The 12,882-nt window shown below is 70.4% G+C and carries 14 protein-coding genes; 7 read left to right on the forward strand and 7 right to left on the reverse strand.

Annotation, left to right across the window (positions count from 1 at the left end; genetic code table 11):
- The first annotated feature begins 4 nt into the window (after window positions 1-4).
- Genes MB1_RS09665 through MB1_RS09680 form a run of 4 tightly spaced genes read left to right on the forward strand, consistent with a single transcriptional unit; the run spans window position 5 to window position 4,261 of the window.
- On the forward strand, window positions 5-1,474 hold the full coding sequence (locus tag MB1_RS09665) for an AMP-binding protein (RefSeq protein WP_084351312.1): 1,470 nt from the start codon (window positions 5-7) through the stop codon (window positions 1,472-1,474).
- Window positions 1,471-2,223: a glycosyltransferase family 2 protein gene (locus MB1_RS09670; RefSeq protein ID WP_066906138.1), complete on the forward strand. Its 753-nt coding sequence runs from the start codon at window positions 1,471-1,473 to the stop codon at window positions 2,221-2,223. The genes MB1_RS09665 and MB1_RS09670 overlap by 4 nt, the downstream gene beginning before the upstream one ends.
- A complete protein-coding gene (locus MB1_RS09675) occupies window positions 2,220-3,317 on the forward strand; it encodes a cytochrome P450 (protein ID WP_066906140.1) in 1,098 nt (365 codons plus the stop codon). The genes MB1_RS09670 and MB1_RS09675 overlap by 4 nt, the downstream gene beginning before the upstream one ends.
- Window positions 3,314-4,261, forward strand: a complete 948-nt coding sequence (locus tag MB1_RS09680; protein WP_066906141.1) for an NAD-dependent epimerase/dehydratase family protein — start codon at window positions 3,314-3,316, stop codon at window positions 4,259-4,261. The genes MB1_RS09675 and MB1_RS09680 overlap by 4 nt, the downstream gene beginning before the upstream one ends.
- On the opposite strand, the gene MB1_RS09685 is transcribed toward MB1_RS09680, so the two are convergent.
- A complete protein-coding gene (locus MB1_RS09685; RefSeq protein WP_066906143.1) occupies window positions 4,230-4,814 on the reverse strand; it encodes a hypothetical protein in 585 nt (194 codons plus the stop codon). The genes MB1_RS09680 and MB1_RS09685 overlap by 32 nt on opposite strands.
- 185 nt (window positions 4,815-4,999) lie before the next feature.
- Here MB1_RS09685 and MB1_RS09690 point away from each other — a divergent pair, with 185 nt between their 5' ends.
- Window positions 5,000-6,586, forward strand: coding sequence for a serine/threonine-protein kinase (locus tag MB1_RS09690; RefSeq protein ID WP_066906146.1), 1,587 nt, complete (start codon window positions 5,000-5,002; stop codon window positions 6,584-6,586).
- Complete coding sequence (locus MB1_RS09695; protein ID WP_157083985.1) at window positions 6,583-7,305, forward strand: hypothetical protein; 723 nt, start codon at window positions 6,583-6,585, stop codon at window positions 7,303-7,305. The genes MB1_RS09690 and MB1_RS09695 overlap by 4 nt, the downstream gene beginning before the upstream one ends.
- Here MB1_RS09695 and MB1_RS09700 read toward each other — a convergent pair.
- The 6 genes from MB1_RS09700 to MB1_RS09725 form a co-directional block, all read right to left on the reverse strand.
- Entirely contained in the window at window positions 7,302-7,895 is a 594-nt protein-coding gene (locus MB1_RS09700) for a Sec-independent protein translocase subunit TatA/TatB (protein WP_157083986.1), read from the reverse strand. The two genes, MB1_RS09695 and MB1_RS09700, sit on opposite strands and share 4 nt — an antisense overlap.
- Window positions 7,883-8,683, reverse strand: a complete 801-nt coding sequence (gene tatC / locus MB1_RS09705) for a twin-arginine translocase subunit TatC (protein WP_066906150.1) — start codon at window positions 8,681-8,683, stop codon at window positions 7,883-7,885. The genes MB1_RS09700 and tatC overlap by 13 nt, the downstream gene beginning before the upstream one ends.
- Entirely contained in the window at window positions 8,680-8,949 is a 270-nt protein-coding gene (locus tag MB1_RS09710; protein ID WP_066906152.1) for a Sec-independent protein translocase subunit TatA/TatB, read from the reverse strand. The genes tatC and MB1_RS09710 overlap by 4 nt, the downstream gene beginning before the upstream one ends.
- Window positions 8,950-8,987: 38 nt before the next feature.
- On the reverse strand, window positions 8,988-10,016 hold the full coding sequence (locus MB1_RS09715; RefSeq protein WP_066906155.1) for a dioxygenase family protein: 1,029 nt from the start codon (window positions 10,014-10,016) through the stop codon (window positions 8,988-8,990).
- Between the two features lie 164 nt (window positions 10,017-10,180).
- Window positions 10,181-10,879, reverse strand: a complete 699-nt coding sequence (locus MB1_RS09720; protein WP_157083987.1) for a carboxyvinyltransferase — start codon at window positions 10,877-10,879, stop codon at window positions 10,181-10,183.
- Complete coding sequence (locus tag MB1_RS09725) at window positions 10,876-11,832, reverse strand: Lrp/AsnC family transcriptional regulator (RefSeq protein ID WP_066906158.1); 957 nt, start codon at window positions 11,830-11,832, stop codon at window positions 10,876-10,878. The genes MB1_RS09720 and MB1_RS09725 overlap by 4 nt, the downstream gene beginning before the upstream one ends.
- 194 nt (window positions 11,833-12,026) lie before the next feature.
- On the opposite strand from MB1_RS09725, the gene MB1_RS09730 reads away from it, so the two are divergent.
- Entirely contained in the window at window positions 12,027-12,881 is an 855-nt protein-coding gene (locus MB1_RS09730) for an ABC transporter substrate-binding protein (RefSeq protein WP_066906160.1), read from the forward strand.
- Window position 12,882: the final 1 nt, after the last annotated feature.

Below are 12,882 nucleotides of genomic sequence, written 5' to 3' on the forward strand. Positions count from 1 at the left end.
GACGATGATCACCCTCGACGGAACCGACCCGCTGATCTCCCTGCTCGGCACCACCCCCGACGATCCGGCCTTCCTCGGCGGCAACGGAACCATCCGCGCGCTGCTCAGCCGCCGCGAACTCGCCGATATGGCCGGCCACATCGCCGGCAGCCTGCACCACCGCGGTCTGCGCCCGGGCGACACCCTCGCACTGGCGGTGCGCCCGGGCCCACTGGCGCTGGCGGTGGTCGCCGCGGCGCTGCGACTTCGGCTGCGGATCGCCCTGGTCGACCCGTCCGTCGGCCCCGACGTGTTGACCGCCCACCTCGCGGCGGCCGCCCCGAAGCTGCTCGTCTGCGACGCCGTGGTGCGCGCGGCGGCCGGCTGGGCGGCGCCGTTCGCCCGGCGTGCGGGCATCGACCTGCCCCCGCTGCGCACGATCGCCCCGGTGGTCGGCGTCGGCCGACACGGTTGCGGGCTGTTGTCCGGGACGCGGCGGCCGGTACCCGACTGGGACGGACCGGATCTCGACGCCGACGCATTGGTCATCTTCACCTCCGGGACCACCGGTCGACCGCGGGCGGTGGTGCATCGGGTCGCATCGTTGCTCGCCGGGCTGTCGGCGGTCACCGATCTGGTGGCGCCGCAACCACATCTGCCGGTGGTGGGGTCGACCTTCTTCGTGATGGCGCCGGCGCTGCTGGCCGGGGCGCCGGTGGCGCTGCCCGCCCGACGGTCGAGCCGGCTGGTTCACCAGCTCGCGGCCCTGCGCCCCCAGGCGACCTACCTGACACCGCCGCAGGCGCGAGATCTGCTCGCCCACCGCCCCCGACTGTCCGGCCGCTTCTACTCCGGATCGGCCCCGGTCAGCAAGGATCTGCTCGGCCGACTGCGCGACGCGGGCGCCGAACAGGCGTGGGGGGTCTACGCGATGACCGAGGCCTTCCCGGTCGCCGCGGTCGAGGCGAAGGACAAGCGCGACTACACCGGCACCGGAGACCTGCTCGGCCCGCTGCTGCCGGGGGTGACGGCCGCGGTCGACGAGAGCGGGGAGGTTCTGCTGAGCGGGCCGGTCACCCATCACCGCTACCTCGGTGAATCCCCGACGACGTTGGTGCACACCGGGGATCGCGGACGGTTGGTGAACGGCAACCTGGTCCTGGAGGGGCGGATGAAGGACATGATCCTGCGCGACGCCCACAACATCTATCCGGGGCTCTACGAACCGGCGCTGCAGATCCCCGGTGTGGAACTGGCGGTCCTGGTGGGCATCCCCGCCGGGGACGGCGACGAACGGGTGGCGTTGCTGGTACAGCCGCGAGCCGGGGTGCGGGAGGTCGATATTCGCCGTGCGCTGGACAAGCCGCTCGGCCGTATGGGCGCGGCCCGGCCGGACCACGTCGTCTTCGGCACGGTGCCGCTGTCGGGACGGTCCCGCAAGCCCGATCGGGCGGCGGCCGCGCGGCTGGCGGCGCGCCGGTTGGTCGGGGCGTGACCGACCTGTGGGTGGTGATCCCCGCCTACAACGAGGCGGCCCGCATCACCGGCACCCTCGCCGCGCTGCGCGCCCAGACCGATCGGGACTTCTCGATCGTGGTGGTCGACAACGGGTCCACCGATGCCACCGCGGACATCGTCCGCCGGACATGGGGTGACCCGCCGGTCGAGGTGATCGACGAGCCGACTCCCGGCCCGGGCAGCGCCGTCGATACCGGCATGCGGCACGCGATTTCTTGTGGCGCAGAGATTCTCGCCCGCACCGACGCGGATAGTCTGCCGCTGCCGGATTGGATCGCGACGCTGCGGGCCCGCTTCGATGCGGGCGCCGAGGTGGTCTGCGGGGCGAGTCTGCCGCGCCTCGACGAGCATCCGGGGATGCTCGAGCGGGTGCTGCTGCCGGGGATTCACCGCGGCCTCGCCCGGATCGGTGGTCGGCTGCCCGGCAACCGGGGACCGGAGTACCTGGGTCCCTTCGTGCTGTGCCACGGGCACAATATGGCGCTGACCGCCCGCACCTACCTGGCCTGCGGCGGCAGTCCGCGACGGCCGCTCGTCGCCGAGGCGGACGACGTGGTCCTGCTGAATCGGGCCCGGCGAACCACCGCTGCGGTGGTCCGCGCCGAGGAGGTCCGGGTGCGAGCGAGCAACCGGCGTCTGCGGCAGTGGGGAGCGATCCGCACCCTGCTGTGGCATTGGGATCGGCGCTTCCGACCGGAAACGGCGGAGGCGGTGCACATCCGATGAGCGTCGACCGATTCTCGCGGGCGCGACGCCGCGACCGGCAGGTCTATCTGGTGGGCCGACCGGTGATCTTCCCGCTGTTGGCGGCGGTGCGGCGGTTCCCGGCGATCCGGGTCGGCTCGCGGATGGTGATCAACGACCCGGACCTGGTGCGGACCGTGCTGACCGAGGTGCCGCTCGACCGCACCTCGGCGGGCACGATGGGCGGCTCGGTGCGCAAACATCACGGCACCGGCGGGATCTTCGACGAGTCCGGCGCCGATCATCGCGCGTCGAAACGCGCCCTGGCCGCCCGGCTCGATTCGACCGGGGTCGCCGCGCTGCGCCCGTTCTGGCAGCCGGCGATCGCGGATATGACCGACCGCCTGGCCGCCGGGCGGACCGTCGACATGTGCCGGTTCGCCGACGAACTCGCCGGGCGCACCACCGCGGCGCTGCTCGGGGTGGACGTGCCGTCGCCGCGGTGGTGTGTCGATCTCGCGGTCGCCGCCCGCCGCACCGCCGCGCTCTCGGCCGCCGAGGAGATCCCCTCGCCGCGCCGCCTCCTGCGCCGGAACGGCTTCGTCGATCATCTGGACGACCTGCTCGGCGAGCATGCCGATCCGCTGTCGAAGGTGCTGGCGCTCGCGACGATCAACACCACGGTCGCCGCGATCCCGCGGGCGGTCGCCTGGTGCGCCGACGCCGACCTGTGGGCCGACGCCGCCGACGAGGCCATCCGATCGCGGCTGGTCACGGAGCTGCTGCGGGTGACCGCGCCGACCCCGCTGCTGCCGCGGGTGGCGGCGGAGGACGCGATGGTCGGTGGCCGCCCGGTGCGGCGCGGCGACCAGCTGCTGCTGATGGTGCTGCACGCGGCGCGGTCGCGGGAGCGGGGGCCGGACCCGCGCAATCCGGCGCCCGTCCGCGAGGCGAACCTGGTATTCGGCGCGGGCGCACGCGCGTGCCCGGGCGCACGTCTGGCCCGCGAACAGCTCGGCGATGTCCTTGCCGCCGTCGCCCCGTACCGACCGGCGGTGATGCGGGCGCGCGCCGAGCGCGGCGGCGCGCTGCCGTCCTGGGCGCAACTGACCGTGCGAGCCCGAGGTGACGCATGAATCGGATGACGGTCGCGGTGACCGGGGCGAACGGCTTCTGCGGTCGGCACGTCGCGCGGGCAGTCGCCGCAACGGGTGCGCGGGTGATCGCGGTGGGCCGGCAACCGGGGCCGGTGGGGGAACACCGCTTCTGGGATGCGGCGTCGCCGACGGGACCGGACCTGCGCGGGGTGGACGCGGTGATCCACCTGGCGGCCGCGGTCGGCGACCCGCGACCGGGAACCGATGCGGACGCCTTCACCCGGGTCAACGTCGACGGCGCCCGCCGGTTGCTGGCGGCGGCCGCCGACCGGCCGCTGGTGTGGGTGAGTTCGGCGAGCGTCTACGACCCGCGGCTCGACCGGTCGTCGGTCGACGAGGACCATCCCCGGGCCGGACATCTCAACGCCTACGGCCGCACCAAGGCGATCGGGGAGGCCGCCGCCCTGGACGCCGGAGCGGTGGTGTTGCGCCCGCACGCGGTCTACGGATCCGGCGATCGGCACCTGCTCCCGCGGCTGCTGCGCGCGGTCCGGTTCGGTGCGATCACCCTGCCGGGGAACGATATCCGGATCACCCTGACCGCCGTGGAGAATCTGGCGTCCGCCTGCACGGCGGGGCTGCATTGGGCGCCCGGCGCCTACAACATCGGCGATCCGACGCCCCACTCCCGCGACGAAGTGGTCGGTTGGGTCCTGTCGGCGGTGCGCGGGCCGACCCGGATCCGGCACGTTCCGGTGCCGGTGGCCACGGCGGCGGCCCGGGTGATCGCGGGTACCGCGCGGCTGATCGGCTCCGAACCGGTGATCACGCCGTATTCCGTCGACCAGCTCGCACACGACTTCGTGCTCGACCTGCGCCGTGCCCGGGCGACGGGATGGCGGCCGGTCGACGGAATGGCGGACTATCTCGAGCTGCTCATGCTCGAATCGTTCACGGGGCGAAGCACTGCCAGGTCCCGCTGACCCGGATGCTCAGACCGTTGGCGTCGTCGGTCAGGACGGCGTCGATGTAGCCGGACTGTTCGCCGGCGTCGACGGTGTACACGCCCTCGGTGAAGCCGTTGCTCGCGACCTGAACGTCGCCGACCTGTGCGGTGACCTGCCCGCCGTCCTCGTCGGTGATCGTGGTCGGGTTGTAGTCGCCGGGGCCGCGGTAGAAGTTGGTGGTGAAGGTGACGTCGGCGGGAACACCGTCGACCGTGCCCAGGGCCTGCCACGTCCACGCGGTATCGGTGAGCAGGTCGCAGCTCACCGAGGTCAGTTCGAGTCGGCCGGATACGGTGCCGTCCAGGAAGAGCGCCGGTGCGATGGCATCGACCTCGTCGGAGACGCCGGAGTAGTCGTCCACATCGGAGTAGTCCGTGTACGCGGATTCCGCGGTTTTGGAGGCGGTGGCGACATCGGCGGGGGAGGAGGTGTCCGCGAGCGCGGTACCGGCCTGGCCGAGGATCATTCCGGCGAAGAGCACGCCGACGCCGATGCGGTAGGCGGTGCGGAAGAGGCTGGTGGTCGTCATGTCTGCTGGTCTCCTCTAAGGGATTTCGGTGTGCGTCTCGAAGCGGTGTGCTTCGGGCTGACACCAGAACACCAGCCGCGGGCAGGCCCGTCAGCCCTGCCACGTGGCAGGGGTGACGGAAGCCGATCGCTGCGATTGGATGATTCCGGACCCCTCCGGAACGACAGGACTGACAGAATCTGCGCATGAACGAGCGATTCGGGCACTACCGGCTCGATGGACTGATCGGTCGAGGTGGGATGGGCGAGGTCTATCGCGCCTACGACACCGTCAAGAACCGCACCGTCGCGCTGAAGTGCCTGCCGCCGCATCTGGCCGAGGACGAGACGTTCCGCCGACGATTCCGGCGGGAGGCCGAGCTCGCCGCCCGACTGACCGAACCGCACATCATCCCGATCCACGACTTCGGCGAGATCGATGGGCGGCTGTTCATCGACATGCGTCTGATCGACGGGACCGACCTCGGCGAGCGGATCGCCCGCAGTGGTCCGCTGCCCCCGGCGGAGGCGGTCGAGATCATCTCCCAGGTCGCGGGAGCTCTGGCCGCCGCGCATGCCGCGGGCCTGATCCATCGCGACGTCAAGCCGTCGAATGTGTTGCTGTCCACCACCGATCGGGGTGGTGACTTCGCCCATCTGCTCGACTTCGGCATCGCCCACAACGCGGCCGGGACCCGGCTGACCGGGACCGATTCGGTGATCGGCACGATCGACTACATGGCGCCCGAACAGTTCGGAGCCGGGCCGGTCGACCATCGGGTCGACGTCTACGCCCTCGGCTGCGTGCTCTACGAGGCGCTCACCGGTGGCAAACCGTTTGCGGTCGGCGGGCTGCCGGCGAAGATGCAGGCGCATCTGAACGCCCCGCCGCCGCGACCCTCGGATCGGCGTCCCGGTCTGCCGGCCGGTCTCGACGATGTCGTGCTGCGGGCGATGGCCAAGAATCCGGACGACCGCTTCGGCAGCACAACCGAATTGGCCATCGCCGCGCATCGGGCCCTCGCCGCGCCTACCGACACGTCCGAGACCACCACCCGAACGGTGACCACGACGATCCTGCCCGGGTCGACGCCCGGAGCGGCTGCGTGGCACGCGGCGGCCGCGCCGCATCCGCAGCCCACCACGGTGGCCGGGATGCCGCCGACGCCTCCGGGTGCACCCTTTCCGGGAGCGTCCCCGATCCCGGCCGCGCCCGCTTCCGGCCCGGCCGCCCCGCAGCGGCGGGGACGCCGATTCGCCCTCGTCGCGGTGGCGCTGCTGGCCGCCGTCGCAGCCGCCGGTCTGGCGTTCTCCCAGCTCGGGAACGATTCCGCTCCTCCCGCCGCGGCACCGACCACCACGAGCGCGGTCGTCGCCGCGCCCCCGGCCGATGCCGCCACGACGACACCCGCGGCATCGACCACCGCGACAGATATCTACGTCGACGGCACCATCAGCGGACAACTCACCTCGCCGAGCGTGCAGTGCGACGCCTTGGCGGGGACGAGCTGGTCGTGGCGGGCGACCGGCGACGTCGACGGCTCGGCCGCGGACATCACGTTCACCACCAACAGCTTTCGCGGTACCGGCGACTACACCCCGTCGACGATCACCGACGAGTCGGGTGGTCAGGCCACCGCCACGGTCGGCGACATCGTGCTCGCCAGCAGCGGCTCGACCGAGGGGGTCTTCTCGGTCGCCGAGGGCGAGCGCTCGGGGACGATGGATATCGCGTTCACCGGCTTCGGCACCGACAGCACCCTGCGGGTCAGCGGCTCCTGGACGTGCGAGTGACCGGTTGGGTGCTGGTCCGCGAGGCCAACGGCGCCCGGGCCGGCGCCCCGGTGGGTCGGGCCGCCCCCGACGGCCGGACGGTCACCGCGGGGAGGGACGCCGACCTGCTGCTCGGCCGAGCCGTCGACAATTCCGGCATCTCCCGCTGCGCGGTCGCGGTGACCGCATCGCCGGACGGGTGGCGGATCGAGGTGCCCAATCGCAATGGAGCGGTGCTCCATCCGTGGGGGTTGGTGCCCTTCCGGGCGCAGCCGTCGCAGCTGGTGCGGTGGCCGCTGGTCGGCATCCGGGTGCTCGGCACCGAGGCCGACCGTCAGCATTGGGTGCTGCTGGAGTCGGACGACTACCTCGACGCCGACGGGACCGCCGTACAGGGCGGCGCCACCCCGACCGCCGTCGGCGCGGCCCCGCCACCGTTGGCGCCCGCCGAACTGGGCGCCCTCGAACTCGTCTTCGAGGACTACCTCGCCTGGCCGCCGCCGTTGACCGCGGCCGAACCTCGCCAGCTCAAGCAGGTAGCCCGGCGACTCGGCAAGAGCCTCTCCGGGGTCCAGGATCGGCTGCGCAGCGCCCAGGACAAGGCGCTGCGCTTGGGTCTGGCCCGACCGACGACGCTGACCCAGCCCGACTACTTCCACGTCCTGGTCGCCGCCGGGTACATCGCGGCGCCCGCGACGCGCTGCTTCCGAACCCTCCCGGCCGGCCGGCCGGGCACCTAGCCGGCGACCGCCCGGTGGTCGGGTTTCGCGAGTAGGACCGCATCGGGATCGCCGAGCGCTTCGGCGTCCGGAACGATCGCGATCGGCTCGATCGCGGTGGTCTCCGCCGGATACTCCGGGCGCGGCAGCTCCGCGGCGATCCGACGGGGGTCGTCGGCGGGGAGCGAGTCGATCCGGATCCGACGGGGATGGGCCGCACCTCCGGTGACGAGGTACCTCTGCCCCGGCCGCACATGGGCGGCCGCCTCGATCAACGCCTCCATCTCCTCCGGTGTGGGCCCGGGCGCGGCCACCGACGTCGGTGTCGCCTCCGCCGGCTCGGCGGGTGCCGCGGGGGCGGGTTCGTCGAGGGCGTCACGCACGATCCGCCGCGGATCGTATTGCCGCAGATCGATCGAGTCCCAGGCCGTCTTGTCGAGCGGGATGCCGAGGTCCGCCTCGGCGCGCAACCGCTCGCGCTGCACGACGTCCCGGAAGGTGCGGATCGTGCGGGCAAGCGTATGGGCGTACTCCTGCAACCGCTGCGGGCCGAGGATCAGGCCCGCGACGATCGCCACCACCACCAACTTCTCCAGGGTCAAGCCGAACATGGCGCCGACTCCTTTCCGATACCTACCGCCGCCTGCGCCATTCGCGCACGCTTGGCGGCGCGTCGGTCGTGCAGATGGGTGATCAACAACGCGATGCCGAAGAGGGCGGTCATCGGGATCGCGACCAGGAACATCGACAGCACATCCGCCGACGGGGTCACCAACGCGCTGAACAGCACGATCACCACCACGATGACCCGCCAACTCCTGCGGATCCGGCGCGCCGACAGGATGCCCATGAAGTTGAGCATCACCACCAGCACCGGCAGGACGAACGAGATCCCCAGTGCGATGACCACTTTCAGCACGAAGTCGACGTAGTACGACGCGGTCAGGATCGTGGTGTCCTCGTCGGAGGAGATGCCCGCCAGCAGTTCGACCATCCGGGGGAAGATCCGCAGTCCGAAGTAGCAGCCGACCAGGAAGAGCGGCACGGCGACGGCGGTGAAGCCGAAGGTATACCGCTTCTCCTTGCGGGTCAGGCCGGGTGTGACGTACGCGAACAGTTCGAACAGCCAGACCGGGCTGGCGAGCACGATGCCGGCGAACATCGCGACCCGAACCTTCAGGTCGAATGCCCCGGTGATCGTGTCGTAGTTCAGGCTCGCGACCCGATCCAGGGCGACCTGCTCGATCGGCGACCGCAGCAGATCGAGGATCGGGTTCGCGAGCAGATAGCCTGCGATGCACCCGATGACCAGCGCCACCGCCGCGCGAGTGGCGCGTACGCGTGCTTCCCGCACATGTCCGGCGAGGGGCATCGTGCCCCGCGCGACGGTGGAGGTCATGACGCCGAGCGACCGATGCCGGTCTCGACGCTACCGACGACGACCGGCTGGACCACCGGCTGCACGGGGGCGGCCACAGCGGTGGGCGCGGCGGCGGCCGCGGTCGCACGATCGTGCTCGGCCTTCGCGTCGTTGGCCTCGTCCTTGAGGATGCGCACCGACTGACCGACGCTCTTGGCGAGGGCGGGCAGCTTGGTGGATCCGAAGACGAGCAGGACGACGGCCAGGATGATCAGGGCATGCCAGCCGGTCAGGTTGTGCAACATGGGATTCTCCGTCTGTGAAGTGATGGCTGTGGTCGAGGTCAGTTGGGCGGCTGCATGCCGCTCGGCGGGTTGCCGGACGGGGGTTCGCCACCGCCGGGCGGCATACCGCCGCCACCGCCGGGGGGCATCCCGCCGCCGCCACCCATACCGCTGACGACGGGTTCGGTCGTGGTGTCGACACCGACCGCGATCGATCCGATGTATCCGGAGGTGACGTCGCCGGTCATGCTGGGCATCTGCAGAGCCGCGTCATCGTCGCCGAAGATGTTGTCGTTGCTGATACCGCCGATCTGGGCGAGGTTCTCCGCCGAGCCGGCGTACTCGTCGAGGGCGAAGATGCCCCCGAGGATCTCCTCCGGGATGGCGACCTGTGAGGTGGCGATCGCATTGGCGACATCGGTCGCCGACTCGACGTCCGGGTAGACCTCGAAGTGCAGGTGCGGCCAACGCCCCACATAGCAGCCGGGGATGATCGTCTGGAAGGTCAACTCACCGTTGGCATCCGCGACCTGAATACCCCGCAGGAAGGTTTCGTCCTCGACGCCCTCGGTGTACATCGAGTACTCACCCTGCGCATTGCACTGCCACACGTAGAGGGCGGCGTTCTCGAAGGGGGCATCGTTGTTGGCCATGTCGGTCAGCGCGAAGGTGAACGTCAGCGGCACACCGGCCACCGGGGTCGTGCTGCCCAGGCTGGTGGTGATGTCGCTGCGCACGATCCCCGAATCCTCGAGGACGTTGATGTCGGTGGTGCCGTCGGCCGGGTACGGGCCGTTGGTCTCCTCCGGAATCTCACCGGCCGGAACGGCGGTCGAGGCGGACGAGGCACTCGAGGAGCTCGCCGAGGTGGTCGTGGCGGTCGAGGTCGACGAATCGGTGGAGCATGCCGCCAGGGCGGCAGCGCCGACGCCGGCGCCGACCAGGGTCAACACGCGACGGCGCGTCACCATCGTGGCGATATCGAATCCTGCTCCCTGGTCGACGATCTCATCGTCCGGACGGGGGAGCAGGCGGCCTTCGTACGCCGGTCCGTCCGGAGTCGATTCGGGTTCGGGAACATTCGTCATGCGGGCTGTCTCCTGAAATCGATGGCCTGCGGGCTGCCGGCCTGATATCGATCCTCGGGGACTGTCCTGAGTGTCCGGTGGATCCTTCCTGTACGTTTCCCGGGAGCCGTTCCGGGCATCTCCGGGGTACCTCCGCGGTCGCGTTGTTGGCGGCCCGACGGCGGCTATCGCACGTAGTCGCCGGGCAGTTTGGCACTGCCGGGCATCAGGTATTCGTCGGCGGACAGCGCGTGCATCCACAGCAGGCTCGCCCCGGGGGTGTCGGCCTCCACCCGATCCCACCGGCTCAGCGTCACCGGGACGATCGCCGACAATGTGAGACCGGCCGGGCCGAGATCCGGGTCACAGGGCCAGGTTCCGGGCCAGGGACGCCCCGGTTGGATCGACAGAAGATCACCTTCTGCGGTGACCCGGCCGCCGAGGTCGCGCAACGCCGTCGCGATCTCGTCGGTTCGACGACCTGCGCCGCGAATCGTGCTGGGGCCGTCCGCGACCGTACACGCCACCGCGATGATCGCGGCCGCCGCGATGCTCACCGCACTCACGTCCCAGTGTCCGCCGACCAGATGTCCGCCGGTCGACCGGGAGGTGGCGGTCAGACCGGCCCGCGAGGACACCACGTACGCCCCCAGGTCGGCCCAGGTATGGCGCAGCGCTTCGTCGTACGCCGCCGACGGCGCCTCCCAGTCGCGGATCAGCACCGTACCGGAGGTCAACAACCCCGCGGTCGCCATCGCCACGGCCAGGTCGACATTGGGCGTGCCGTCGACGCGGGGCAGCACGTCGATGCGGCAGCGCACCGGATGCGCGGCCGGCGGCGGCTCCCAACTCTGCGGTGGCACAGAGGCTTCCCGTGCGTTCATTGAATGATTCCTCCGTATCGTCGTGCCCCCTGGATCGCCATCGGATAGCTGTAGTCCTCCTTGAGCGGTTCGAGGTGCACCCACCCGTGAACGTGAACGACCGTCGACAGCGCGCGCACCCGCTCGAGGGCGGGCGCCGCATGTCGCTGCGAATCGACCTGCATGGTCGCGACGATGTCGTACCGCCCGAGGGTGGCCGCCAGGAACCGGATCTCCGGGATCTTCGTCAGGATCGCGGTACTCTCGCCGACGGTACCGCGCACTCGAAATCCCAAGCCGATATCCACCTTTCGGCCGCCTGCCGATCCGGGGATCACATCGATGGTCACCACCCCGCTGTCGATCAGCCGCAGGGTGCGGGTGCGTGCCGTCCCCACCGAGACCCCGGTCCCGGCGGCGATCGCGGAGTACGGCAACCGCCCGTCCGCCTGCAGCAGCGCCAGGATCCGTCGGTCGAGGTCGTCGAGCCAATCCGCCGACACCGCACCGGAACTCATCACATCCCGCACCAGATCGGTGTAGAGCAGGGTTTCGGTCGACTCGACACCGTCGAGCGCCCGGATCGAATCGAGCACTGCGGACAGGGAGGCGTCGTCGCGGGCGCGCACCTCGACGACCATCGGGAACTCCCCGCAGACCAGCGACACGAAAGGGATCTCCGGGCGCCCGCACAGCCGTGCGGCGACCTCGCGGCCGGAGCCGACCGTTGCGACCGAGACGTGGGCATAGGAGGAGATTCCCAACGTCGTCGGGTGCACCAGGCCGACCACCCGGGTGCGGCCGTCGCCCAGAATCGACGCGAGTCTCTTGGTCACCGTCGTGCGCGACAGGCCGAGCCGACCCGCCAATTCACCCGGTCCGATCCGCCCATCGGTCCGCAATTCCGCGAGAATCCGACGGTCGACATCGTCGTGTCGCCCGCTCTCGTCGCTCGGATCATCGACCGTTAACAACTGAATTTTTCTCCATCGTTGGCTGTCCGATGTACATCATGCCGGTCCCCGCGTGCATCCGCGCTGCATGATTGACCATGTTGGTGGACATTTATGCAGCCGGTCGCGCTAGGAATGCATTTCTGCTGTTGCCGACCCTGTCGGGCGATTCTACGGTTATCGCCAACGTCCGTGCAGCCCACAGGAGTTTCATCATGTTCGATAAGGGTCGAGTTACCCGATCCACGTTCGGTGCGGTCACCGCCGTCGCGCTCACCGCTCTGGTCAGTGCCTGCGGTGGTTCCGGGAGCACCACGGCAGCCGAGGGCGATGCCCCGGCGGGCCTGTTGCGCTCCGGCCAGCTGTCGGTGTGTATCGACCCCGAGTACCCACCGCTCGAGTACCTCGAGGGCGGCGACACCAGCAATCCGCTCGGCTTCGACGCCGACAGTGCCCGCGCGCTCGGCGATCTGTGGGGCGTCGACACCACCTTCGTCGTCACCGCCTTCGACGGACTGATGCCGGCGCTCAACGCCCAGCGCTGCGATATCACCTGGTCCGGCCTGTACATCAGCGATGAGCGGCTCGCCGTCGCCGACGCCGCACCGTATATGAACACCGGCCCGTCGCTGATCGTCCGGACCGGCGATACCTCGATCAGCAGCTCCGACGATCTGTCCGGCAAGACGGTCGCCGTCCAGGGCGGCGGCTCGAACGAGGCGACGCTGCAGACCCTTTCGGACGAGTTTGTCGCCGCCGGCCGGCCGGGGATCACCATCCAGGCGTACCCGAAGACCGCCGAGACGGTGGCCGCGGTCACCAACGGCAAGGCCGACGCCCTGATCGAGACCGATGTCGCGGTGGTCGACATGGTCGACAAGTCGGACGGTCAGCTCGTCGAGGTCTCCGGAGTGTTCCCGACCGAAACCGTCTTCGGTGTCTTCACCCGCAAGGATGCGGAGCTGACTCCGGCTGTTGCCGAGGGGGTTTCGACCCTGGTGGAGAACGGCACCATGAACGGTATCGCCGAGCAGTACGGTCTGGATCCGTCCAGGCTCGTCTCCGGCTGAT

Source organism: Millisia brevis NBRC 105863 (assembly GCF_001552615.1).
GTDB lineage: Bacteria > Actinomycetota > Actinomycetes > Mycobacteriales > Mycobacteriaceae > Millisia > Millisia brevis.